Raw genomic sequence first — 22,888 nt, forward strand, 5'->3', positions numbered from 1 at the left:
CGCACGCACGGACGCGGTTCCGGCCCGTCGAGGCAGACGCGGGGCGTCGTCACACCGCAGCCCGTCAGGGTCGGTGAATTCCGACGAGGACGACGGGGAACCGACACGGCGCGGACCACGAGGACGATCGTGAGCGTGGTCGGTCTCATCTGTCGTGCGAGACTGGGACCCGTCACACTCGACCGAGGGGATTCGCGCGTTGGCCACCAGACTCACCACTCAGGACGCGTCCTTCTACTTCCTGGAGGCCAGTACGACTCCCATGCACGTGGGGTCGCTCGCCATCTTCCGGCTCCCGCGCGGGGGTTTCAGTTACGACGAACTGCTCACCCTCGTCGAGAGCCGGCTCGCTCTCGTTCCGCGCTATCGCCAGAAGGTGCGCGAGGTGGCCTTCGGCCTGGCTCGCCCCGTGTGGGTCGACGACCGCGACTTCGACATCACGTACCACATCCGGCGTTCCGCGCTGCCCAAGCCGGGATCCACCGAACAGCTGCACGACCTGGTCGCGCGACTCACCTCACGCCCTCTCGATCGCACGCGTCCGCTGTGGGAGATGTACCTGGTCGAGGGTCTGGCACGGAACCGGTTCGCGATCTTCACCAAGTCGCACTCGTCGATCGTGGACGGCGACAAAGCGCTCGAGATCAGTCAGGTCATCCTGGACGCCACCAAGGCTCCGACTCCGATGGCCGAGGAGCTGTGGATGCCCGCGCGGGAACCGTCGGAGAAGGCGCTCGTCGCCGGGGCGCTCGCCGAGATGGTGTCGCGGCCGGGCGAGGGCGTGGAGGCGGTGCGCGGAGCCGTCGGTGACGTCACCCGCGCCGCCGGCGAGGCGGTACGCGCCGTGGGCAAGTTCGCGGCGGTGGTCCGCACCGCGGCGCAGACGGCACCGACGAGTCCACTGAACACGACCATCTCCCGCAACCGCCGGTACTCGGTGGCCAAGACCGATCTCGACGACTACCGGATGGTGCGGTCGAAGTTCGGGGGGACGGTGAACGACGTCGTGCTCACGGTCGTGTCCGGTGCTCTGCGGAACTGGTTGCTCTCGCGCGGTGAGCCCATCGGCCCGTACACGACGGTGCGCGCGATGGTGCCCCTGTCGGTGCACGCGGCCGCCACGGGGACGGGCGACGAGGGCGACGTGCCGCCCAACGAGGTCGAGTCCTTCCTCATCGATCTGCCCGTGGGCGAACCGAACGCCGTGGTGCGGTTGTCCCACGTGTCGCACGCGACGGAGGCTCACCTGGGACAGAGTCGCGGTGTGACGGCGTCGACCCTCATCACGCTGTCCGGGTTCGCGCCGGCCACGCTGCACGCGATGGGTGCGCGCGTCGGGTCGAGCCTGTCGCAGCGCATGTTCAACATCATCGTCACCAACGCCCCCGGCCCCCAGTTCCCGCTCTACGCGGGCGGTGCACGCATGCTCGAGATGTATCCGGTGCCGCCGCTCGTGCGCAATCAGGCGCTCAGCATCGGCCTGACGTCGTACGACGGCAACGTCTACTACGGTGTGAACGCGGACCGGGCAGCGATGCCGGACATCGACGTGATCACCACGTTGCTGCACGAGGCACTCGAGGAACTGGTCGACGCGGCGCGCGACGACAAGAACGTCCGCTGACGACGGTGAGGGAATGAGGCGCAGGTGAGGGTGTTCGTTCCGGCGACCATGCGGATGTTGCAGACACTGGTGGACGAGGGTGAGTTCTCGCCGATCAGTCGGACGGCCTTCGCCGTGACGCCGACGTTGCGGGAGGCGTACGTCTCCGGTGACGACGACGAGTTGGCCGACGTCGCGCTGCGGGAGGCCGCGCGGGCGTCGCTGCGCCTGATCGGCGGTGAGCCGGAACTCGACTCAGACGATGACGGGGACGCCGACGAGGTCGCCGACGCCACTCCGAGCTTCCGCCGCGTCGTCATCGCCGCCGACGTCGATCCGGTGACCCTGCGTCCCGATCTCGACGACGCCGTGGTCCGCCTGCCGGCGCCGCTCTCCCTGACGGAGGTGGCGGCGGTCCACGTCGATCTCGCGGCGGCCGAGTCCGCCGTGAGCGCCGCTGTCGCCGCGGTGGACGCGGCCGACCTGGGGGATCCCGACGCCGAGTTCGTGCTGGGCGACGTCGAGGATCATGAACTCGCCTGGTACGCACCGCAGGAGATACCGTTTCTCCTGGAACTGCTCTGACACCGGAACTGCTCTGACACCGGAACCGCTCCGACACCGCCCTGTTTCGTCGCAGTCGTCGACTGCGTCCGTGGTGGCCGCTCGACCGAGGAGATGTGACATGGGAATCAAGGACTGGCTCGAAGCCCCGGCCGCGAGTGTGTCGTCCCCGCGGCGGCCGTCGCTGAACGTGGTGCGCGGTGCGTTCGCGCGCATCACCACGCCGTTGATTCCCGACGACTACCTGCACCTGGCCAATCCGCTGTGGTCCGCGCGCGAATTGCGCGGCCGCATCGTGCGGATCGAGAAGGTGACCGGCGACGCCGCGACCATCGTCATCAAGCCCGGATGGGGCTTCGACTTCGACTACCGGCCGGGGCAGTACATCGGCATCGGCCTCCACGTCGACGGTCGGTGGCACTGGCGGTCGTACTCCCTGACGTCGCCGCCCGACTGGAAGGACAAGCAGATCTCCATCGCCGTCAAGGCGATGCCGGAAGGTTTCCTGTCCTCGCATCTCGTCGGCGGTGTGCCGTCGGGCACGATCGTGCGGCTCGCCGCGCCGAAGGGGAACTTCGCCCTTCCGGAGCCGCCACCGGCCAAGATCCTGTTCGTCACGGCCGGCAGCGGCATCACACCGGTGATCGGCATGCTGCGCAGTCTCGACTCGCGCGGCCACATGCCCGACGTGGTGCACGTGCACTCGGCTCCCACGGCGGACGACGTGATGTTCGCCTCGGAGTTGGCGGCGCTCGACGCGAAGTACGACTCGGTCGTGTCCCACGTGCAGCACACCCGCTCGGACGGCAAGTTCGATCTGGGCTCGCTCGACGAGCACTACCCGGACTGGCGCGAGCGGCAGACGTGGGCGTGCGGTCCGGCGGCGATGCTCGACGACATCGAGAGGGTGTGGCGGGAGGCAGGCATCTCGGAGAACCTGCACACCGAGCGTTTCGAGATCGTGCGCACCGGCGCGCCGAGCGACGGCGGCACGGTCACGTTCTCCGTCTCCGACCGCACGGTGGCGGTGGACGGCGCCACCACGTTGTTGGAGGCCGGTGAGAAGGCAGGTGTGCGAATGCCTTTCGGCTGCCGCATGGGTATCTGCCAGACGTGCGTGGTGCCGCTGACCGACGGTCACGTCCGAGATCTGCGCTCGGGCAAGGAGCATGCGCACGGCGAGCGGATCCAGACGTGCATCTCCGCGGCTGCCGGGGACTGCACGCTCGAACTCTGACTTCGTCGGCCCCGGGTCGCGCCGCAGGGGTGATCGCACACACACCCTGCGCACAGGCTCGTCCGCTATTCTCGGAAAGGCCTGCCCGCCGATACCGAATCGGTGCGAGGAACGGCATACCGCGATCCGGGGAGTAGACCAGCATGGCCATCACGGACATCTTGGAGTTCGCACATCTGACCGACGAGGACATCGAGTCCCTCGGTCGTGAACTCGATGCCATCCGTCGGGACGTCGAGGACACCCGAGGACGCAAGGACGCGGAGTACATCCGCCGCACCATCGCGCTGCAGCGCGCGCTCGAGGTCGGCGGACGGCTCGCGATCATGGGTTCCCGCTGGCGCTCGGCCGCGCTGGTGGGCGCAGGTCTGCTGGCGGCCAGCAAGATCATCGAGAACATGGAGTTGGGCCACAACGTCTCTCACGGTCAGTGGGACTGGATGAACGATCCGGAGATCCACTCCACCTCGTGGGAGTGGGACCAGACCGGTCCGTCCGCGCACTGGAAGCGTGCGCACAACTACTCGCATCACACGTACACCAACATCGTCGGCATGGACCACGACGTGGGCTTCGGGATCCTCCGGATGACCCGCGACGAGAAGTGGCGGCCACGCAACCTGGTGCAGCCCCTGGGCAACCTGGTGCTGGCACTGACGTTCGAGTGGGGCATCGCTCTGCACGACCTGGACGCGGCGAAGCTCGAGGCCGGTGTTCCCGCGACGCAGCTGCTCTCGGAGCCGAACAAGGAGTTCGCTCGGAAGGTCGCGTCGCAGGTCGGCAAGGATTTCGTGCTCTTCCCGCTGCTCGCGGGTCCGGCGTGGCGTCGTGCACTCGGGGCGAACCTCACCGCCAACGTGGTGCGGAACCTGTGGGCGTACGCCGTGATCTTCTGCGGTCACTTCCCGGACGGCGCCGAGAAGTTCACGATGGGCCAGTTCGAGACGGAGACCCACGAGGAGTGGTACCTCCGGCAGATGCTCGGCAGCGCCAACTTCACGGCCGGCCCCACGATGGCGTTCATGAGCGGCAACCTCTGCTACCAGATCGAGCATCACCTGTTCCCGGACCTGCCGAGCAACCGGTACGCCGAGGTGGCCGTCCGGGTGCGCGCCCTGTGCGACAAGTACGACCTGCCGTACACCACCGGCAACCTGGCGACCCAGTACTGGAAGGCGCTGCGCACCATCTTCAAACTGTCGCTGCCCGACCAGCTGCTTCGTCGCACGTCGGACGATGCGCCGGAGACCAGTTCGGAGCGCCGTTTCCAGAGCTCCGGCTCCTCCGTCGTGGACCGGGTGCGGTTCGATCCGGTCACCGGTCGCAAGCGCGGACTGCGGTCTGCCCTGCACGAGGCGCGGCTCGAGGCGCGTCAGGCAGTGAAGCGGGTCACAGATACGACGGCGTAACCTACGGGTGCGTAACTTCCGGTAGAGTAACCACGGTCAGGCCCACACGGGCATCGACCACCTGCCGAGGAGTGACCACATGGCGATTTCCGACGTCAAGGAATATGCCCACCTCACCGAGGCCGACGTCGAGGCGCTGGGCCATGAACTCGACGCGTTGCGTCGGGAGATCGAGGAGTCGCGCGGCGAGAAGGATGCGCGGTACATCCGCAACACCATCCGTTTTCAGCGCTCCCTCGAGGCCCTCGGCCGCACCACGATGCTCGCCAGCAACCACCGCGCCGCATGGTGGGCCGGTAGCGCGATGCTCGGTGTCTCGAAGATCGTCGAGAACATGGAGCTCGGCCACAACGTCATGCACGGCCAGTGGGACTGGATGAACGACCCGGAGATCCATTCCACCTCGTGGGAATGGGACAACACCGGTCCGTCCGAGCACTGGAAGCAGACCCACAACTACATCCATCACAAGTACACCAACGTGCTGGGCATGGACGACGACGTGGGCTACGGCCTCATCCGCGTCACGCGTGACCGCAAGTGGGTCCCGTTCAACGCCGGCAACCTCGTCTACAACACGCTGCTGATGCTCCTGTTCGAGTACGGCGTGGCGGTACAGCATCTCGAGCTGGGCAAGGCCGTGAAAGGCCGTGTGCCCAAGGAGGAGACGCGACGCAAGCTGAAGGAGGTCGGCGACAAGGTCGGCCGCCAGATGCTGAAGGACTACGCGATCACGCCGGCCATCACGTCGCTGTCGCCCGCCGCGTCCTACCGGAAGACGTTGACCGCCAACATCATGGCGAACGTCATTCGTAACATCTGGACGAACGCCGTCATCTTCTGCGGTCACTTCCCGGACGGTGCGGAGAAGTTCACGCGCCACGACCTCCAGGACGAGACGCAGGGGCAGTGGTACCTCCGACAGATGTTGGGCAGCGCCAACTTCCACGCCGGACCGACCCTCGCCTTCATGTCGGGCAACCTCTGCTACCAGATCGAGCACCACGTGTTCCCCGATCTGCCGAGCAACCGGCTCGCCGCGATCAGTGTGCGGGTCCGCGAACTGTGCGAGAAGTACGACCTGCCGTACACCACAGGGCCTTTCCTCGCCCAGTACGGCAAGTCCTGGCGCACCATCGCGAAGCTGTCGCTCCCCGACAAGTACCTCAAGGCCACGGCGGACGACGCACCGGAGACGGCATCCGAGCGCAAGTTCGGCGGCCAGGTCACGTCCACCGTCGATCCGGTCACCGGTCGCCGTGCCGGTCTGCTGACCGCGATCAAGGAATCCAAGCGCGGCACGGGACTGCGAAAGCTGCTCTCGCGCTGATCGATCGGTCGGAGCTCCGTCAGTAGGAGTCGTTCGACATCACGGCCACCAACAGCAGGCGAACCGCGGCGACGCGGTTCGCTTGCTGTCCTGTCAGGGTGTCCAGAGCGCACTCCGGGTCGGCCGGCGGCCCGAGGTGTGTGCAGCCGCGCGGGCAGTCCTCGATGGTGACGGCGAGGTCCGAGAACGCCGCGACGACATCCTCCGGCGAGATGTGGGCCAGCCCGAAGGACCGGATACCGGGAGTGTCGATGACCCAGCCTCCACCCGGAAGATGCAGCGACACCGACTGAGTCGACGTGTGCCGTCCCTTGCCGACGCCGGAGACGATGCCGACGGCGCGATGTGCCTCCGGCACCAGCCGGTTCACCAAGGTCGACTTGCCCACCCCCGAGTGGCCGATCAGCGCGGACGACTTCCCGGTGATCATCGCCAGGAGCTCGTCCAGCGGACGGTCCCGGCCCACCAGCACCACCGGCACGTCGAGGTCGGCGAAGACGGCGGCGAACTCGTCGGACGACGCCAAGTCGTCCTTCGTCAGACACAGCACGGGTCGGAGACCACCCACGAACGCTGCCACCATCGCGCGCTCGACGAAGCCCGAGCGGGGTGGCGGGTCGGCCAACGCCACCACGATCAGCAGCTGGTCCGCGTTGGCCACCACGACACGCTCGTACGGATCCGTGTCGTCGGCGGTGCGCCGCAGCACCGTTCGTCGTTCGTCCACGCGGACGATGCGGGCCAGGGCGTCGACGCGTCCCGAGACGTCGCCGACGATGCCCACCGCGTCACCGACGACGATCGGGGTCCGGCCCAGCTCGCGCGCTCGCATGGCGACCACGAGGCGCTCTGGATCATTGTCGATCACGCAGCCCCACCGGCCGCGATCCACCGACACCACCATCGCGTCCGAGGCGTCGGCGTGGGTGGGCCGGGTCTTCGTTCGTGGGCGCGTGCCCTTGCCCGGCCGGACGCGGACGTCCGACTCGTCGTACACCCGCCGGATCAGCGTGCACCACCTCCGGCCAGCATGGCGCTCCAGAGGGTCGCGAACCCCGGCAGCGTCTTGGCGGTGGAGTCGATGTCGTCGACCTCGACGCTCGGGACGACCAGACCGATCACGGCGCCCGCCGTGGCCATGCGATGGTCGGCGTACGCCCGCCAGGGTCCGCCGTGCAGCGGCGCCGGCTCGATGACCAGGCCGTCCTCGGTCTCCTCGACACCGCAGCCCAGAGCACCGAGTTCCGCCGTGAGTGCGGCGAGCCGATCCGTCTCGTGCCCGCGCAGATGGGCGATCCCGCGCAGGCGCGAGGGGGACCCGGCCAGGGCCGCCATCGCCGCGACCGTGGGGGTCAGCTCGCCGATGTCGTGCAGGTCCACGTCGACGCCCTCGAGCTTCTCGGGCCCCCGCGCCGTGAGCGACTCGGCAGTGAGCAACACCTCGGCCCCCATCGACGTGAGGATGTCGCGGAACGCGTCACCGGGCTGCGTCGTCCGGGCAGGCCACCGGGGCACGGTCACCTCACCGCCCGTGACGGCCGCCGCGGCGAGGAACGGGGTCGCGTTGGACAGGTCCGGTTCCACGACACGGTCGACCGGAGCCACAGCGCCGGGATGCACGCGCCACCGGTTCGGAACGCCCGAGTCCTCGGGAGTCTCCACCTCGATCCCGCTCTCGCGCAGCATCTCCACCGTCATGTCGATGTGAGGCATCGACGGCACCGGGGGACCGACGTGCTCGACGACGAGGCCCTCGTCGAACCGCGCCGCCGAGAGCAGGAGCCCCGACACGAACTGGGACGACCCGGACGCGTCCAGTCGGACCGTGCCCCCGCGGACCCGGCCCGTGCCGTCGACGACGAACGGCAACCGGTCCCCGCTCACGGGAACACCGAGGGCGCGGAGCGCGTCGAGAATGGTCTGCTGCGGGCGCGAGCGGGCGTGCTCGTCGCCGTCGAAGCGCGAGCGACCGGTGGCCAGCGCGGCCACGGGGGGAACGAAGCGCATGACGGTGCCGGCCAGCCCGCAGTCCACGTCGCCGCCGCGGCCGGGTCCGGGGGTGACCCGCACCGTCGTCCCGTCGTCGTCGGGGGACTCCACGACGGCACCCAGGGTGCGCAGCGCATCGATCATCAGATCGGTGTCACGGCTGCGCAGAGCGCCGGTCACCGTCGACGGTCCGTCCGCGAGCGCCGCGAGGATCAGGGCGCGATTGGTGATCGACTTCGACCCCGGGAGGTCGACGGTCGCACGGACGGGCTGCGGGGCGAGGGGCGCGATCCAGGACGTCACGGTCACAGTCTCTCACTGGCGGACGCGCGTCGGATGTCCGCGACGGTCGCGGCGGTGGCCCGGACGAGATCCTGTGCGGAGAGTTCGATCTCCAGACCGCGCCGACCGCCGCTGCAGAAGAGGGTCGAGTGCCCGAGTGCCGACGTGTCGACGACCGTGGGCAGGGGCGTGCGCTGACCGAGCGGGGAGACGCCCCCCAGGACGTAGCCCGTCGACCGGCGCACGGCTGCGGGATCGGCCATCGACACCTTGCTCGCCCCGAGGGCGGCGGCGACGGACTTCAGGGCGAGCATGTCCGGCACGGGAAGAACCGCGACCGCCAACGAGGAGCCCGTCGACACGACCAGGGTCTTGAACACCCGATCCGCCGACACACCGAGGCCGGCGGACAGTGCGTCGACCGCCTCGTCGCCGTACTGCTCGGTGCCGCGGTCGTGCTCGTAGGTGTGGACGGTGAACTCGATTCCGAGCCGCGTCAGCATCGTCGTCGCGGGAGTAGCCGATCCGGCCATGGCGTCGTGGTCCCTTCCCACCGTGATCACCCGCCCCGCGAGTACGTCGAGAACGTCGTGATCGGCTGCTGGTACACGACATTCTGGCCGTACTCGCGGAGACGGTCCGGCAGCGGGGGGAACACGACGGCGGCCACGGCTGTTACACGCAGCATCAGGACGGCGCGCACTGTGCGCCGCCGCTCGACGGAGGAGGGCGTGTGAACGTCGTTGCACCGGAGCGCTCCGGAGCCGAGGGGCTCTCGGCGACGCTGACGAATGTGGTGGTGATCCCATCGGTAAAGTGGAGTCCGGACGACCACGGTGAGCTCACCGGTTCCCGGACGTCCGAGGTCGACACCTCGGAGGACGGGGCGGTCGCCGCGGGGCACACGAGAGGGGCCAGCGTGACGGATCAGCCACAGACCGAGACCGGCACCACGACGGGCGCCGTCGATCCTGCGATCCTCGAGACAGAGGACGGCATCCGCTCGCGGGAGAACGCTGCGGATCTGACGGCGCGGTTCGAGCGTGACGCGCTCCCGCTGCTCGACCAGCTGTACGGCGCGGCCCTGCGGATGACGCGGAACCCGTCCGATGCCGAGGACCTGGTCCAGGAGACGTACGTCAAGGCGTACACGGCGTTCAAGAGCTTCCGCGAGGGCACGAACCTCAAGGCGTGGCTCTACCGGATCCTGACCAACACCTACATCAACTCGTACCGGAAGAAGCAGCGTCAGCCGGCGCAGTACCCGACGGACGAGATAACCGACTGGCAGCTCGCGGCCACCGCTGAGCACTCGTCCACCGGTCTACGGTCGGCCGAGGTCGAGGCGCTGGACGCCCTGCCCGACGACGACATCAAGGCGGCGCTGCAGGCGTTGCCCGAGGAGTTCCGCATGGCGGTGTACTACGCCGACGTCGAGGGCTTCCCGTACAAGGAGATCGCCGAGATCATGGGCACGCCCATCGGCACCGTGATGTCGCGGTTGCACCGCGGCCGCAAGCAACTGCGCAACGAACTGGCGGAGGTCGCTCGCGACCGTGGATTCAACCGGTCCGCCGCGGCGACCGAGGAGGTAGCACGATGAGCGGCAACGAGTTCGAGGACCTGGACTGCTCGGCCGTCATCGCCGACGTGTGGACGTTGCTCGACAACGAGTGCGACGAGGCCAGCAGGCAGCGCGTGCAGCGTCACCTCGACAGTTGTGGTTCGTGCCTCGCGCAGTACGGCATCGAGGAGAAGATCAAGTCTCTCGTCGGCCGCAAGTGCGGCGGCGAGCGGGCTCCGGAAGGCCTGCGGGAGCGCCTGACGCTGGAGATCCGGCGGTCGGTGACCATCACCGCCACCGAGGACTGACCGCCTACACGACGAAGGGCCGGGACGCTGTGCGTCCCGGCCCTTCGTCGTGTGGTGCTCGTGATCAGCTGTTGGGGCGCTTGCCGTGGTTGGCTGCATTTCCCTTACGGCTGCGCTTCTTGCGTCCTCGCTTGCCCATGGTGGATCTCCTTCCTGTTCCACCCAGTTTCTCACGTGTGGTTGGCTGTACGACGAGCGGCCGTGCCTCCGGCGTGGTCCGTTCACCGAACGAGTCGACACGCGCGTGCAGACGAGCGGAACGGAACAGGGGGACCGTGATGGCCGAGGACGTCCGAGCCGAGATGGTGTCGACGGTGTTCCAGATCGTCGTCGCCGAGGGTGATCACGTGAACGAGGGCGACGCCGTGGTGGTGCTCGAGTCGATGAAGATGGAGATTCCCGTGCTCGCCGAGTCCGCGGGCACCGTGACGTCCATCGGAGTCGCCGTGGGCGACGTCATCCAGCAGGGCGACCTGATCGCCGTCATCTCCTGATCCGGTCACCACTCTGATCAGCCGACGCCGTACCGGGACAGGGTGATTCGTCGTGTCCACGCTGTCCGAGATGCTCGCCGAGCACACCGACCTGCCGGGTACGGCGGTCGATCATCTGCAACGCGTCGTGGGGGAGTGGCAGATCCTCGCGGACATCTCCTTCGCGGACCTGCTGCTCTGGGTGCCCGTCGACCATCCCGGATCGCGTGCGGTGACGTCGTCGGACACGGCGACGGTGGTGTGCGTCGCGCAGTGTCGTCCGACGACGGCCCCCACGGTGATCCCGTCGGACACGGTCGGTGCGGTGGTCGGGGAGACCGAACATCCCCAGGTCGCGGAGTGCCTGCGCACGGCGTCGATCGTGCGCGGCGGTGGTCGCCTCCCCGACGATCAGGGTCCGCCCCACGACGCCGTTCCCGTGCGCGTCGACGGCCGCGTGGTCGCCGTGCTGACGCGTGACTCCGCGCCGGTCTCCGGCCGACCGCCGAGCTTGCTGGAGGCCGCGTACCGCGACTGCGCCCACCACCTCTCCGACATGATCGCGGAGGGGTCGTTCCCCTCGCCGTCCGAGAAGACGGACGTCAACTCGAGCCCACGCGTCGGCGACGGGTTCATCCGCCTCGACACCGCCGGCATGGTCACCTACGCGAGTCCCAACGCGGTGTCCGCCTACCACCGGATGGGGTTGACGGCAGATCTCCCCGGCCACGACCTCGCTGCGTCGACCCGGTCGCTCGTCACCGATCCCTTCGACGCGGAGGAGATCGCCGCCACCATCGGAGCGGCCGTCACGTCCGCCGGGGGACGACGGATGGAGGTGGACGCTCGCGGTGCCACCGTGCTGCTGCGCACGGTTCCGCTGAGCCCGGCCGGCACGTCCGTGGGCGCTCTGGTACTGGTCCGGGACGTCACCGAGGTGAAGCGTCGCGATCGCGCGCTGCTGAGCAAGGACGCGACCATCCGCGAGATCCATCACCGGGTCAAGAACAACCTGCAGACCGTCGCTGCTCTCCTGCGTCTGCAAGCTCGCCGGACCGACAACGACGAGGCCAAGGTCGCGCTGAGCGAATCGGTCCGCCGGGTCACCTCCATCGCCCTCGTCCACGACGTGCTGTCGACGTCGGTGGACGAGGTCGTCGACCTGGACGAGGTGGTCGACCGCCTGGTCCCCGTCATGGTCGACATCGGCTCGCTGTCCGCGGACGTCACCGTCGGTCGCGAGGGCAGCCTGGGCGTGTTCCCGGCCGAACGGGCCACTCCGCTGATCATGGTGCTCACCGAGCTGGTCCAGAACTCGCTCGAGCACGGGTTCGATCCGGGTGCGCGAGGCCGTGTGACCATCGAGTCCCGACGGTCCTCCCGCATGCTGGAGGTCACCGTGCGCGACGACGGCCGTGGAGTCTCCGACGACTTCGACGCGTCGGCGTCCGACCGGCTGGGACTGCAGATCGTCTCGACACTCGTCACGGTGGAGTTGGGCGGCACCATCAGCGTCGCGGCCGGGCGGGACGGGGGCACCGCCGCCGAGCTCCGCGTCCCGCTCGGACGCCGGGAGCCACGCGGCTGACCCGGGTTGCGAACTCCCGTCGGACACACAAAAGGCCCGGCACCATGCGGTGCCGGGCCTGCGTGCGTCTTGCGAGCTGTGTCAGACCGCCGAGCGTGCGCGGGTACGCGCGTTACGACGCTTCAGCGCGCGACGCTCGTCCTCGCTCATGCCGCCCCAGACGCCCGCGTCCTGACCGGACTCGAGAGCCCAGGACAGGCAGTCCGCGGTGACGGGACACCGGTTGCACACGACCTTGGCATCAGCGATCTGTGCGAGTGCCGGGCCGCTGTTTCCCACCGGGAAGAACAGTTCCGGGTCCTCGTCGCGACAGATAGCCTTGTGGCGCCAATCCATCCTCTTACTCCTCACTGAGCGCACGACGGCGCTGTCGAATAACTGATCCTGGACTCTCGTCCGGATCGTGGGCTTGTTGTCCTGCAGTTCGCGAGCGCGGCAACCAATGTTTCCGCACTGTTACTTGTGAATGCTTTCACGAACCAAGCAGAAGTCAAGAGATGACGCGGTGCGGGTGGCCAAGCTCACTGGACCCGATTTGGTTTCACACCCGACGTCTGGTACCCGGATCGGGAGATGTGAAACACAGTAGCTTGGCCTACGGGGTATCGCCAGGTAAAGGCGCCACGACGGCGAGGGCGTCCGGTGCGGACGCGAATTCGACCTCGGTGCGTTCTCCCAGGTAGTCGCCGTCGACCTGCAAGCCGGTCGGTTCCACCGAACGCACGCGAATCCATTTCACGTCGTCCTCTCGGAGAAGCGCCCGAGAATGCGGACCGGACGTTCCGGACAGCATTTGCACGACCACTCGCAACGTCGTGAACACCTTCGTGGATCGCATTGCGAATATGCCGAGTCCGCTGTCGAACGAGGTGCCGGGGTTCGTCCGGACCGGGCGTGCGTCGAGGAACGTCCACGGATCGGAGTTGGTCACGAACGCGAAGTGAACGCCCGTCACGGCCTCGCCGGTGTCGGTCTCCACGGTGAGGTGCGGGTCGCGGCGCTTGCGGCGGAAGAACGTGGTGACCGCGGTCCGGACGTAGCGCGAGGGCGTGACCGCCTCGCCGCCCTTGCGGCCTCGATCGATCGCGTCGCACACGTCCGCGTCCCATCCGAGGCCGGCGTTGAACAGGAACCATGTCTTGTCGCAGTGCCCCAGGCCGATACGCCTGCTCGTTCCCGACTCCAGCAGATCGATGAGCTGGTTGGTGGCCTCGACCGGATCCCTCGCGATGCCCAGCGAGCGAGCGAACACGTTGGCGGATCCGCCCGGGACGACCGCCAGCAGCGGCACGGGTCCCACGGTGACCGACTGCATGGAGGTCGGGGCAGGAACACCGAGAAGTCCGTTCACCACCTCGTTCACCGTTCCGTCGCCGCCGTGCACGATCACCAGATCGATACCGGCCCGGCGGGCCTCGGTCGCGAGTTCGCTCGCGTGTCCACGGTGCGTGGTGTGGAGCACTCTGAGCGACACCCTGCTCGCGAGCGCATGCGCCACCAGGTCTCGGCCGGCAGCCGTGGTGGACGTGGCGTTCGGGTTGACGATGAGGATGGCTCGCACGATCACTCAGGGTAGACGCGAGCGGCGGCGGCTCACGACCACCGGCGCGTGACCGTCGGCCACCTCGCGCGTGTGCTCTAGGGTGGCCTGGTGCGTCCGAAGCTGCCCGATTCCGGTGTTCCGACACCGGTGCGCGCCGCGGGCCTGTTGGTGTCCGTGCAGGGCGCCACGGCGGTCGTGGTGGCACTCGTCCTGGTGATCCGCGGCGCCGCCGGCGCCGACGAGAGCGTCATCAACGGTTTCGGCACCGCGATCTGGTTCGCCGCACTCGGGGGCGCCGTGCTCACCGGTGGTATCGCCCTGATCCTCGGGCACCGCTGGGGCCGCGCCATCGCGATCGTCGCGCAGCTGTTGTTGCTCCCGGTGGTCTGGTCGCTCCTCACCGATTCCGGGCGGCCCGTGCTGGGCTCGTTGCTCGGCATCGTCGTCATCGGCGTCCTGGTCTGTCTGTTCAGTGGCCCCGCAACGCGGTGGCTCGCCGACGACTACGTCGAGACCGACGACGCCTGAGCGGCTCTCCGACCGACGCCGGGCACCTCAGGAACCGAGGCGAGGATCCACGTTGTGGGTGTGGATCTGGCGGTACTCGTGCTCGTACCCCAGCACGGTGAAGCCGGCGGGCGCCAGCGCGAAGCGCTTTCCCTCGGTCACCGGTTGCTCGACCCACCGCGCGATGACCGACCTGGAGAAGTGGCCGTGTCCGACGAGCACGACGTCGCGCTCGGCGAGGGTGGGAACGACGACGGACAGGACGAGATCGGCCCGTGCGGACACGGCGTCGATGGTCTCGCCGGACGGTGACGGATGCGTCCAGACGGTCCAGTGCGGCGCGGTCTCCCGGATCTGCGGAGTGGTCAGGCCCTCGTAGTCGCCGTAGTCCCACTCGACCAGCGCGTCCCACACCCGATCGACGGTCAGTCCGGCCAGCTCCGCCGTCCGCAGCGCCCGCGATCGGGGGCTGCTGACCACCAGGGGACGTTCGAGCCCGAGCGCCGCGATGCGGTCCCCGGCGGCGCGGGCCTGGTCCTCCCCGTCGGCGGTGAGAGCGATGTCCGTCCGTCCGGTGTGTCGACCGCTCGCCGCCCACTCCGTCTGACCGTGACGGATCAACACCAGTCTGGCGTCGGAGCGCCGCGGCGACGTCCCGGACCCTCCGGACGATGCGGGTGCCGGGTCACGGGGGTCGGGGTCTGCCATGGCTCGATCATGCTCCCGGGTCGCGTCGCGTCGATGACGGAGGTCGTCCCGGTGACGGAGGTCTCGTGAAATCCGCTGGTGATCGCCGCCGGTTGGGGTGTTTACTTCCTTGGTCCGATCACGCGCCACCCGGTCTCGATGCCGGCGGATACAGATCAGCCAGGAGACTCCGCATGACCGATCAGAGCACCGAGCAGGGCGCGCAGGGGTGCCCGAACACCCCCGGGCAGGGTGGTGTCGACACCGGTCAGGGGCTGGACGCGGCCGTCCTCAAGATCGCGGCCGTCATCGTCATCGGCGCCATCATGTCGATCCTCGACGTGACCGTCGTGAGCGTGGCGCTGCCGACCTTCGCCTTCGAGTTCCAGACGTCCTACGCCAACGTCGCCTGGACCATGACCGGCTACACCCTCGCTCTCGCGACCGTCATCCCGCTGACCGGCTGGGCCGCGGACCGGTTCGGTACCAAACGCCTCTACATCCTGGCGCTGATCCTGTTCGTCGCCGGATCCATGCTGTGCAGCGTCGCGTGGGACATCACGTCGCTGATCGTGTTCCGCGTCCTGCAGGGCTTCGGCGGCGGCATGCTCATGCCGCTCGGCATGACGATCCTGACCCGCGCCGCCGGTCCCGAGCGCATCGGTCGTGTCATGGCCGTCCTGGGCGTACCGATGCTGCTCGGTCCGATCGCGGGCCCGATCCTCGGCGGGTGGCTCATCGACGCGGCGAGCTGGCACTGGATCTTCCTGATCAACGTGCCCATCGGCGCCGTGGCGCTGGTGGCCGCGTGGGTCATCCTCCCGAAGGACGCACCCGAGCCCTCGCAGTCCTTCGACTTCGTCGGCATGCTGCTGCTGTCGCCGGGCCTCGCGCTCTTCCTGTTCGGCGTCTCCTCGATCCCCGAGACCGGAACGGTGATGTCGGCTCGCGTACTGGTCTCCGCCGTCGTCGGGCTCGTCCTGGTCGCGGCGTTCGTGCGCCACGCCCTGCGGACCGAGCACCCGCTGATCGACCTCCGGCTGTTCGCCAACCGTCACCTGTCCGTCGCGGTGATCGCGATGAGCCTGTTCGCCATCGCGTTCTTCGGCGCGGGCCTGATCTTCCCGAGCTACTTCCTGCAGGTCCGCGGGGAGACCACGCTCATGGCCGGCCTGCTGCTCGCCCCGCAGGGACTCGGGGCGATGGTGTCGATGCCCATCGCCGGACAGCTCGCCGACAAGATCGGGCCGGGCAAGATCGTGATCACCGGCATGGTGTTCGTGACGCTGGGCATGGCCGTCTTCACGCAGGTGGGATCCTCGACCTCGTACGTCGTCCTGCTCGGCGCCCTGTTCGTCATGGGGTTGGGACTCGGCGCGACGATGATGCCGATCATGACCGCCGCGCTCCAGACGTTGGACGACGCGTCCGTCGCCCGCGGTTCGTCGCTGATGAACATCATCCAGCAGTCGGCCGGGTCGATCGGTACGGCCGTGATCTCGGTGGTGCTCACCAACCAGTTGCTCGACCGGGCGGCTGCGGGACCCGCCATCGCGGCACAGCGTGACCCGGCGATCGCCGAGCAGATCGGGCCGAATGCCGTGCAGGCCGGACTGGCGCAGGCAGCCGACGCGTTCGGCGGCACCTTCCTGGTGGCCACGATCATCGTCGCGTTCACCTTTGTGCCCGCACTCCTGTTGCCGCGCAAGAAGTTCCAGCGTGCAGACCAGGGTGACGCCGTCGCGCGCGGTGCGATGCTGCACTGAGCTCGGCCTCCGTTCCACCCCGTTCGGCCCGGTGCGGCATCACGCCACGCCGGGCCGAACGTCGCTCGACACACCGAGTGATGCCAAGATCGTGCTGTGACGACGATCCTGGCAGTGGCCAACCAGAAGGGTGGCGTCGCCAAGACGACCACCGTGGCATCGCTGGGAGCGGCGCTCGTCGCTCTGGGCCGACGAGTACTCGTGGTGGACCTCGACCCGCAGGGAAGTCTGACCTTCTCGCTGGGGCACAACCCCGACAAGCTGGAGACCTCGATCCACGAGGTCCTCACCGCCGGGGTTCCCGTGGGCGACGCCGTGCTCGGCACGGACGAGGGTGTGGACCTGCTCCCGGCGACCATCGACCTGGCCGGCGCCGAGGCGCTGTTGCTCATGCGTCCGGGCCGCGAGTACACCCTCAAACGCGCCCTCGCGCCCCTCCTCGAGAACTACGACGTCATCGTGCTGGACTGCCCGCCCTCACTGGGCGTGCTCACCCTGAACGGGCTGACGGCCGCGACGAGCGTGCTGATCCCGCTGCAGTGCGAGACGCTCGCTCACCGCGGTGTGGGTCAGCTGCTGCGCACCGTCAGTGAGGTCCAGCAGATCACCAACCCCGATCTGACACTCCTGGGCGCCCTCGCGACCCTGTACGACGCCCGCACCACGCACAGCCGTGACGTCCTCGCGGACGTGTCCGGTCGGTACGACATCCCGGTGCTCGCGCCGCCGATCCCGCGCACCGTGCGGTTCGCGGAAGCGTCGGCGTCCGGCACCTCGGTGATCGCGGGACGTAAGAACAAGGGCGCTCAGGCGTACCGCGACCTTGCCGACAACCTGGCCGCGCATTGGACCGACGGCGCACCCCTGGCCACGTACGACGCCGACGCCTGAGGCTCAGCCCAGGGCGACGGTCTCGGCACCGCGGCGTTCGAACACGCTGGTGCCGAGGACGGACAGGGCGACCGGCCCGGTGTACTCGCCGCGGTCCACCGCGATCGTGCGCGAGGCGACGCCGTTCTCGGGGTCCACCACCGCGATTCCGCCGGGAACCGGGACGAGGAGCTGCCCGGCCATCACGGCGCCCGCGCCGAGGGTTCCGGCGAGAGCCCAGCGCTGGGACAGATCGGACTGCGTGAAGCCGACGGTGTCGGCACCCGTCCACCAGGAGACGACGGAGCCGGTCCTGACGATGTCGGATGCGAGGGCGTCGGCGGACGGTGTGGTGACGTCGGCGGTCACGGCCTGCGCGGAGACGAAGTTGGCGGACCCGTCGAAGAGTGCCACCCGTGCGACCTCGCTCCCGGCCGGGGGGAGGTAGACCGCGAGGCGATCCCCGACCACCGCGAGGACGCGTGCTGCCGCTGCGTCCGCGGGGACGTCGGCCAGGATGGTCGAGCCGTACACGTCGGGCACCGTGTTGTCCTTCGGTGCGGGGTTCATCGACGTCAGGCGCAGGCCTTCCTCACCGGGACACCGTTCCAGCACGGCGAGGCGGGTGCTCGCGGACGCGCTCGACACGAGGTCGCATCCGGTGCGGGGTTGGCTGCGCGGGTTGACCGGGGCGTCGACACGCCCGTACTCGAGTGTGCGCACGAGGTCGGAGCGCCAGAGTTCGAGGCGCGTGGCGCCGAGTTCGGTCACGTACGTGCCGTCGAACGACAACCGGACCGGGTCGTCGGCGTCGTTGGTGCGCTGGTCCTCGCGCGCTCCGGTGGACCCGTCGAGCTCGGTGACCTGGCCGCATCCCCGGCCGTCCCGGAACACCGCCACCGCCGCGTCCCACGCCCCCACGACCGAGCAGAGGGCCCGGTCACGCGTGTAGGACCAGGACGGCGAGCCGGTGGCGGGATCGAGTCCGGTCACCGCGTCGCCGGTGGAGACGACGACGGCTCCGCCGACGGTGGTCGGTGCCCCGGTTCCGGTGTCGTCGGCGCGCCAGATCTCCGAGAACGACTCGGGCACCGACAATGCCGACGCCGGGGCGGTGAGAGGCACGTCGGCGACCACGGACGTGGTGCCGCGAGCGTCGCTGCGGAACCAGATCACCGAGGCGCCCACCAGGACGACCACGACGATCACCACAGCGGCGATCACGTCGACGCGGGTGCGCCGTTCGGGAGCGAGCACGTCAGGTACGTGACGGTCAGTCGGACGTACCGGCGGACGACGAGGCCTCCGCCGACGCGCCGTTCTCACCGGCGTGCGCCGCGGACCCGGCGGACGACCGGCGTCGACGGCGACGACGGGGCTTGTCCGACGTGGATCCGTCACCGGACGCCTCGGCGGGACCTGTCGTGGCCGAACTGTCCGCGGTGGCGGCAGCGTCGGCGTGGCCCCCGCCGCGGGTGCGGCGACGTGACCGGCTCCGGCGCGACGTGGTGGTGGCCTCGCCGTCCGACGCCTGGTCGGAGTTCTCGCTCTTGCTCGAGCGGGTGTCCGTCTTCTCGGCGGCGGGAGTCTCGGCGCGCCGCTTCGCGATGCTGCCCGTGGTGCCGTGCGGGATGTTCAGTTCCGCGTACAGGTGCTCGGAGCTGGAGTACGTCTCCACCGGGTCGGGGATGTCGAGGCCCAGGGCCTTGTCGATCAGCTGCCAGCGGGGGATGTCGTCCCAGTCGACCAGCGTGACGGCGATACCGGTGCGGCCCGCACGACCCGTACGTCCGATGCGGTGGACGTACGTCTTCTCGTCCTCGGGGCACTGGTAGTTGATGACGTGGGTGACGTCGTCGATGTCGATACCGCGCGCCGCGACGTCGGTGGCGACGAGCACGTCGATCTTGCCGGAGCGGAACGCCGCGAGCGACTTCTCGCGGGCGACCTGCCCGAGATCACCGTGGACGGCGCCGACGGAGAATCCGCGCTCGGCGAGATCGTCGGCGACCTTCTGGGCAGTGCGCTTGGTGCGCGTGAAGATCATCGTGGCGCCGCGGCCCTCGGCCTGCAGCACCCGCGCGACCATCTCCGCCTTGTCCAGTGCGTGTGCCCGGTAGACGTGCTGGGCGGTGCGCTCGTGGATCGCGGAGGACTCGGCCTCCTCGGCGCGGATGTGCGTAGGCCGAGTGAGGAACGTGCGGGCGAGCGTGATGATCGGCCCGGGCATGGTCGCCGAGAACAGCATGGTCTGACGCTTCTCCGGCACCATGCTCATGAGGCGCTCGATGTCGGGGAGGAAGCCCAGGTCCAGCATCTCGTCGGCCTCGTCGAGCACCAGGACGCCGACCTTGCCCAGGACGAGGTGGCCCTGTTTGGCCAGGTCGAGAAGTCGTCCGGGGGTGCCGACGACGACGTCGACGCCGGTCCGCAGGGTCTCGATCTGGGCCTCGTAGGGCCGTCCGCCGTAGATCGACATGACCTTCACGCGACCGTTGGCCGAGTGCAGGTGCTTCGACGCGTTCTCCAGGTCGGAGGTGACCTGGACGCACAGCTCGCGCGTGGGAACGATGATCAGCGCACGCGGGGTGCCGTCCAGGACCGTGGTGCCCGAGCCGTCGGCCGGACCGGTGGCGAGACGGTGCAGCAGCGGGACGCCGAAGCCGAACGTCTTGCCCATGCCGGTGCGGGCCTGGCCGATGAGGTCGTCGCCCGCGAGTGCCAGGGGAAGCGTGAGTTCCTGGATCGCGAACGTGCGCTCGATGCCGATGTCGGTCAACCCACGGACGATCTCGGGGTGAACGCCCAGCTCGGCGAAGGTCGGGGGAGTGTGGGTGGTGTCCAGGGTGGCCGAGACGGTGGTCTCCGCCACGTCGTCGGTCTCGTGGTCCACAGTGATCTTGCTCAGTGTTTCGGCCTTTCTCGTCTCTCGCCTCGCACGCACGACGAGGGCCAGGCCGCTCCGCGGCCGGTGTCGAAACCCTCGATTCGTCGACAGGCGCGATCGGGGTCGGCCGCAGATGCGGCGACACGATCGGCGGCAGACACGAATCAGGTGCGCGCACAATGTCGTGAGCACGGCTCCCGGTGCTCGCCGCGATCGCCTCCGACGGAGGTGACCACGGTGCGTCGGGCCGGCGTGCGGACTGTCTCGGTCCCTGCTGCCGGCACCGGTGGAGCGTGCTCGCGACCTATTCTACCTGGTCGGCACCCGACGCCGCGGTTCCGCTCGCGCGAGCCGTGTCGACGGTAGTCTCGGCAGCCATGCGAACAGATTCGGATCCACAGCACGGCGGGTCCACTCCGAACGTCCCGTCCGGGTCCGACGAGGGCCTTGCGACCGGGGGAACCGTGCCGGGTGATCACCCCGGAATCATCAGTCTCCTGGGCGTTCTCGCGTACGGCGAGATCTCGGCGTTCTACCGGTTGGTCGACGACGCTCGGATGGCCCCGACGCTCGGCGACCGCATCGCCATGGCGAGCATGGCGGCCGCCGAGATGAACCACTTCGAGGTGCTCGAGGCGGCCCTCGCGGAGCGCGGGCGCGACGTCCTGTCGGTCACCGAGCCTTTCGCCGCCGCTCTCGACGCTTACCATGCCTCGACGCTGCCCTCGACGTGGATGGAGGTGCTCGTCAAGACCTACGTCGCCGACGGCCTCGCCGCCGATTTCTACCGCGAGATCGCGCACAGCCTCCCGGACGACATCGCCGCCACCGTGCGCGAGGTGCTCGCCGAGACGGGCCACTCGGAGTTCGTCGTCACCGAGGTGGTGGCGCGTGTCGCGGCGAGTGCCGCGGACAAGGACCGGTTGATGCTCTGGGGACGCCGCCTGCTCGGGGAGGCCATCACCCAGGCGCAGTTCGTCCTGGCGCAGCGCGAGGAGCTGACCGAACTGGTCATGACGGCGTCGGGCGATTTCAACGGCATCGTGGCGCTGTTCGACCGCATGCAGGTCCGGCATTCCGAGCGCATGGCGATTCTCGGCCTCGTCTGACTCGTGTCGGTGTTCGCTGTGGGCGTGTGCGTCACGCACTCACCGGCGGCCGGTGCTGCTCTAACCTGAAGTGGACAGCAGGTTCGCGACAACGTTTCGGAGGTCGGCCGTGGAGGTCAAGATCGGAATTTCGGACAGCCCACGGGAATTGGTCATCAACAGCGCGCAGACGCCCGACGAGGTGGAGACCCTGGTCTCGAAGGCCTTCGGCGGCGAGGGTGTGCTGTCGTTGGTGGACGAGAAGGGCCGCAAGTTCCTGGTGCCCGCGGGCAAGCTCGCGTACGTGGAGATCGGTCCGTCCGACAGTCGTCGGGTCGGTTTCGCGTCGTCCGGCACCGCCTGACCGACGCGCCCACCGCGCACGAGGAACGGCCCCGCACCTGCTGGTGCGGGGCCGTCGTGGTTCGTGAGACCGGGGTGCGTCGCCTACTGGGACTGCAGGGGGACGTGCGAGAGTCCACCCCAGGCGAGGGTGACGGTGGTGTCCACCGCTTCCTCCTTGGTGATGGGGCGATCCGCCTCGAGCCAGTAGCGGGCGGTGAACTGGCTCGCGCCCACGAGGCCGACGGCGAGGATGCGGGCGCGGTGCGGGTCGAGCCCGGAGTCGTGGCTGACGAGGTCGAACACGGCGTCGACGCAGGCCTCGGTGGCCTGATCGACGCGGCTCTGGACCTGAGGGTCGCCCATGAGGTCCGACTCGAACACCAGGCGGAATCCCTGGCTGTCGTTGTCGACGAAATCGTAGAACGCGAGCACGGCGGCCCGGACGCGCTTGTGGTTGTCCGTCGTCGACCGCAGCGCCTGGCGCAGACCCGAGATGAGGCTGTCGACGTAGTTCTGCAGCACCGCGACGTAGAGGTCGAGCTTGCCGGGGAAGTGCTGGTACAGAACAGGTTTGCTGACGCCCGCGCATTCCGCGATCTCGTCCATCCCCGCGGCGTGGTACCCGCGGGCGACGAAGATCTCCCCGGCAGCGGCGAGGAGTTGGGCGCGGCGTGCATCACGGGGCAGTCGAGCACTGCGCCGGCCACTCCCGGTCCCGCCCACGGAGGAGCTTCGGTCGGCGACGTCTGTCATGTGTTTCGTGTGTCCCATCCGCCGCGACACCGGTGGACGAGGATCACTCAGACATCGGAACTACGCGGCATGAAAGTTCTTCCGGATCGTGACGA

At 68.9% G+C, this 22,888-nt stretch carries 25 protein-coding genes; 14 read left to right on the plus strand and 11 right to left on the minus strand.

Going from position 1 to position 22,888, the window contains the following annotated elements; genetic code table 11:
• The first annotated feature begins 199 nt into the window (after positions 1–199).
• From QRN16_RS18450 to QRN16_RS18470, 5 genes are all read left to right on the plus strand, one after another.
• Positions 200–1,624: a WS/DGAT/MGAT family O-acyltransferase gene (locus tag QRN16_RS18450; protein WP_027506863.1), complete on the plus strand. Its 1,425-nt coding sequence runs from the start codon at positions 200–202 to the stop codon at positions 1,622–1,624.
• A gap of 24 nt (positions 1,625–1,648) precedes the next feature.
• Positions 1,649–2,188, plus strand: coding sequence for a DUF6912 family protein (locus QRN16_RS18455; protein WP_027506862.1), 540 nt, complete (start codon positions 1,649–1,651; stop codon positions 2,186–2,188).
• A 100-nt stretch (positions 2,189–2,288) separates the two neighbouring features.
• A complete protein-coding gene (locus tag QRN16_RS18460) occupies positions 2,289–3,404 on the plus strand; it encodes a ferredoxin reductase (RefSeq protein WP_027506861.1) in 1,116 nt (371 codons plus the stop codon).
• Positions 3,405–3,547: 143 nt separating this feature from the next.
• Complete coding sequence (locus tag QRN16_RS18465; protein ID WP_056447798.1) at positions 3,548–4,813, plus strand: fatty acid desaturase family protein; 1,266 nt, start codon at positions 3,548–3,550, stop codon at positions 4,811–4,813.
• Between the two features lie 79 nt (positions 4,814–4,892).
• Complete coding sequence (locus tag QRN16_RS18470; protein ID WP_056447802.1) at positions 4,893–6,143, plus strand: fatty acid desaturase family protein; 1,251 nt, start codon at positions 4,893–4,895, stop codon at positions 6,141–6,143.
• A gap of 19 nt (positions 6,144–6,162) precedes the next feature.
• Here the strand turns inward: QRN16_RS18470 and rsgA are convergent, their stop codons facing one another.
• The 4 genes from rsgA to QRN16_RS18490 are packed head-to-tail and all read right to left on the minus strand — an operon-like array spanning position 6,163 to position 9,102.
• The gene (gene rsgA / locus QRN16_RS18475) at positions 6,163–7,140 is read right to left on the minus strand and encodes a ribosome small subunit-dependent GTPase A (RefSeq protein ID WP_155957112.1); all 978 of its coding nucleotides are present in this window, start codon (positions 7,138–7,140) and stop codon (positions 6,163–6,165) included.
• A gap of 8 nt (positions 7,141–7,148) precedes the next feature.
• Positions 7,149–8,435, minus strand: coding sequence for a 3-phosphoshikimate 1-carboxyvinyltransferase (gene aroA, locus QRN16_RS18480; RefSeq protein WP_285188842.1), 1,287 nt, complete (start codon positions 8,433–8,435; stop codon positions 7,149–7,151).
• Between the two features lie 2 nt (positions 8,436–8,437).
• Complete coding sequence (locus QRN16_RS18485) at positions 8,438–8,947, minus strand: aminoacyl-tRNA deacylase (RefSeq protein WP_222638672.1); 510 nt, start codon at positions 8,945–8,947, stop codon at positions 8,438–8,440.
• 26 nt (positions 8,948–8,973) lie between these two features.
• Positions 8,974–9,102, minus strand: a complete 129-nt coding sequence (locus tag QRN16_RS18490) for a hypothetical protein (protein ID WP_261781656.1) — start codon at positions 9,100–9,102, stop codon at positions 8,974–8,976.
• A gap of 288 nt (positions 9,103–9,390) precedes the next feature.
• Here QRN16_RS18490 and QRN16_RS18495 point away from each other — a divergent pair, with 288 nt between their 5' ends.
• Positions 9,391–10,017 carry a sigma-70 family RNA polymerase sigma factor gene (locus QRN16_RS18495; RefSeq protein WP_037186858.1) on the plus strand — a complete coding sequence of 209 codons (627 nt, stop codon included), beginning with the start codon at positions 9,391–9,393 and terminating at the stop codon, positions 10,015–10,017.
• Positions 10,014–10,286, plus strand: coding sequence for a mycothiol system anti-sigma-R factor (gene rsrA / locus QRN16_RS18500; protein WP_027506855.1), 273 nt, complete (start codon positions 10,014–10,016; stop codon positions 10,284–10,286). The genes QRN16_RS18495 and rsrA overlap by 4 nt, the downstream gene beginning before the upstream one ends.
• 64 nt (positions 10,287–10,350) lie before the next feature.
• On the opposite strand, the gene QRN16_RS21860 is transcribed toward rsrA, so the two are convergent.
• Positions 10,351–10,425, minus strand: coding sequence for a 50S ribosomal protein bL37 (locus QRN16_RS21860; protein ID WP_110293457.1), 75 nt, complete (start codon positions 10,423–10,425; stop codon positions 10,351–10,353).
• 139 nt (positions 10,426–10,564) lie between these two features.
• On the opposite strand from QRN16_RS21860, the gene QRN16_RS18505 reads away from it, so the two are divergent.
• On the plus strand, positions 10,565–10,780 hold the full coding sequence (locus QRN16_RS18505; protein WP_027506854.1) for a biotin/lipoyl-binding carrier protein: 216 nt from the start codon (positions 10,565–10,567) through the stop codon (positions 10,778–10,780).
• 52 nt (positions 10,781–10,832) lie between these two features.
• Positions 10,833–12,347, plus strand: coding sequence for a sensor histidine kinase (locus tag QRN16_RS18510; RefSeq protein WP_285188846.1), 1,515 nt, complete (start codon positions 10,833–10,835; stop codon positions 12,345–12,347).
• An 81-nt stretch (positions 12,348–12,428) separates the two neighbouring features.
• Here the strand turns inward: QRN16_RS18510 and QRN16_RS18515 are convergent, their stop codons facing one another.
• Both QRN16_RS18515 and QRN16_RS18520 read right to left on the minus strand, forming a co-directional pair.
• On the minus strand, positions 12,429–12,683 hold the full coding sequence (locus QRN16_RS18515) for a WhiB family transcriptional regulator (protein ID WP_027506852.1): 255 nt from the start codon (positions 12,681–12,683) through the stop codon (positions 12,429–12,431).
• 259 nt (positions 12,684–12,942) lie between these two features.
• Positions 12,943–13,908 (minus strand): diacylglycerol/lipid kinase family protein, encoded by a 966-nt coding sequence (locus QRN16_RS18520; RefSeq protein WP_027506851.1) that lies wholly within the window; start codon positions 13,906–13,908, stop codon positions 12,943–12,945.
• An 87-nt stretch (positions 13,909–13,995) separates the two neighbouring features.
• Here QRN16_RS18520 and QRN16_RS18525 point away from each other — a divergent pair, with 87 nt between their 5' ends.
• The gene (locus QRN16_RS18525; RefSeq protein ID WP_442973138.1) at positions 13,996–14,418 is read left to right on the plus strand and encodes a hypothetical protein; all 423 of its coding nucleotides are present in this window, start codon (positions 13,996–13,998) and stop codon (positions 14,416–14,418) included.
• A 27-nt stretch (positions 14,419–14,445) separates the two neighbouring features.
• Here the strand turns inward: QRN16_RS18525 and QRN16_RS18530 are convergent, their stop codons facing one another.
• Positions 14,446–15,105 carry an acid phosphatase gene (locus QRN16_RS18530; protein WP_081821426.1) on the minus strand — a complete coding sequence of 220 codons (660 nt, stop codon included), beginning with the start codon at positions 15,103–15,105 and terminating at the stop codon, positions 14,446–14,448.
• A gap of 173 nt (positions 15,106–15,278) precedes the next feature.
• Here QRN16_RS18530 and QRN16_RS18535 point away from each other — a divergent pair, with 173 nt between their 5' ends.
• The gene (locus QRN16_RS18535) at positions 15,279–16,850 is read left to right on the plus strand and encodes a DHA2 family efflux MFS transporter permease subunit (RefSeq protein WP_285188853.1); all 1,572 of its coding nucleotides are present in this window, start codon (positions 15,279–15,281) and stop codon (positions 16,848–16,850) included.
• Positions 16,851–16,946: 96 nt separating this feature from the next.
• The gene (locus QRN16_RS18540; RefSeq protein WP_027506847.1) at positions 16,947–17,741 is read left to right on the plus strand and encodes a ParA family protein; all 795 of its coding nucleotides are present in this window, start codon (positions 16,947–16,949) and stop codon (positions 17,739–17,741) included.
• A 3-nt stretch (positions 17,742–17,744) separates the two neighbouring features.
• Here the strand turns inward: QRN16_RS18540 and QRN16_RS18545 are convergent, their stop codons facing one another.
• Together QRN16_RS18545 and QRN16_RS18550 are read right to left on the minus strand one after the other, a co-directional pair.
• Entirely contained in the window at positions 17,745–18,977 is a 1,233-nt protein-coding gene (locus QRN16_RS18545; protein WP_285188856.1) for an Rv3212 family protein, read from the minus strand.
• 16 nt (positions 18,978–18,993) lie between these two features.
• The gene (locus tag QRN16_RS18550; protein WP_285188858.1) at positions 18,994–20,664 is read right to left on the minus strand and encodes a DEAD/DEAH box helicase; all 1,671 of its coding nucleotides are present in this window, start codon (positions 20,662–20,664) and stop codon (positions 18,994–18,996) included.
• 320 nt (positions 20,665–20,984) lie between these two features.
• Between QRN16_RS18550 and QRN16_RS18555 the strand changes: the two genes are divergently transcribed.
• Together QRN16_RS18555 and QRN16_RS18560 are read left to right on the plus strand one after the other, a co-directional pair.
• Positions 20,985–21,716: a ferritin-like fold-containing protein gene (locus QRN16_RS18555; protein WP_051613614.1), complete on the plus strand. Its 732-nt coding sequence runs from the start codon at positions 20,985–20,987 to the stop codon at positions 21,714–21,716.
• Between the two features lie 109 nt (positions 21,717–21,825).
• Positions 21,826–22,059, plus strand: a complete 234-nt coding sequence (locus tag QRN16_RS18560) for a DUF3107 domain-containing protein (RefSeq protein ID WP_027506844.1) — start codon at positions 21,826–21,828, stop codon at positions 22,057–22,059.
• Positions 22,060–22,142: 83 nt separating this feature from the next.
• On the opposite strand, the gene fasR is transcribed toward QRN16_RS18560, so the two are convergent.
• Positions 22,143–22,793: an HTH-type transcriptional activator FasR gene (fasR, locus tag QRN16_RS18565; RefSeq protein WP_027506843.1), complete on the minus strand. Its 651-nt coding sequence runs from the start codon at positions 22,791–22,793 to the stop codon at positions 22,143–22,145.
• Between the last annotated feature and the right edge of the window lie 95 nt (positions 22,794–22,888).

Source organism: Rhodococcus sp. MEB041, assembly GCF_030208955.1.
GTDB lineage: Bacteria > Actinomycetota > Actinomycetes > Mycobacteriales > Mycobacteriaceae > Rhodococcoides.

Coding starts and splice junctions, on each gene's coding strand:
- QRN16_RS18505 (WP_027506854.1), top strand. CDS start 10,565: ATGGCCGAGGACGTCCGAGCCGAGATGGTGTCGACGGTGTTCCAGATC.
- QRN16_RS18460 (WP_027506861.1), top strand. CDS start 2,289: ATGGGAATCAAGGACTGGCTCGAAGCCCCGGCCGCGAGTGTGTCGTCC.
- rsrA (WP_027506855.1), top strand. CDS start 10,014: ATGAGCGGCAACGAGTTCGAGGACCTGGACTGCTCGGCCGTCATCGCC.
- QRN16_RS18485 (WP_222638672.1), bottom strand. CDS start 8,947: ATGGCCGGATCGGCTACTCCCGCGACGACGATGCTGACGCGGCTCGGA.
- QRN16_RS18470 (WP_056447802.1), top strand. CDS start 4,893: ATGGCGATTTCCGACGTCAAGGAATATGCCCACCTCACCGAGGCCGAC.
- QRN16_RS18515 (WP_027506852.1), bottom strand. CDS start 12,683: ATGGATTGGCGCCACAAGGCTATCTGTCGCGACGAGGACCCGGAACTG.
- QRN16_RS18535 (WP_285188853.1), top strand. CDS start 15,279: ATGACCGATCAGAGCACCGAGCAGGGCGCGCAGGGGTGCCCGAACACC.
- QRN16_RS18555 (WP_051613614.1), top strand. CDS start 20,985: ATGCGAACAGATTCGGATCCACAGCACGGCGGGTCCACTCCGAACGTC.
- QRN16_RS18490 (WP_261781656.1), bottom strand. CDS start 9,102: ATGCTGCGTGTAACAGCCGTGGCCGCCGTCGTGTTCCCCCCGCTGCCG.
- fasR (WP_027506843.1), bottom strand. CDS start 22,793: ATGACAGACGTCGCCGACCGAAGCTCCTCCGTGGGCGGGACCGGGAGT.
- QRN16_RS18465 (WP_056447798.1), top strand. CDS start 3,548: ATGGCCATCACGGACATCTTGGAGTTCGCACATCTGACCGACGAGGAC.
- QRN16_RS18530 (WP_081821426.1), bottom strand. CDS start 15,105: ATGGCAGACCCCGACCCCCGTGACCCGGCACCCGCATCGTCCGGAGGG.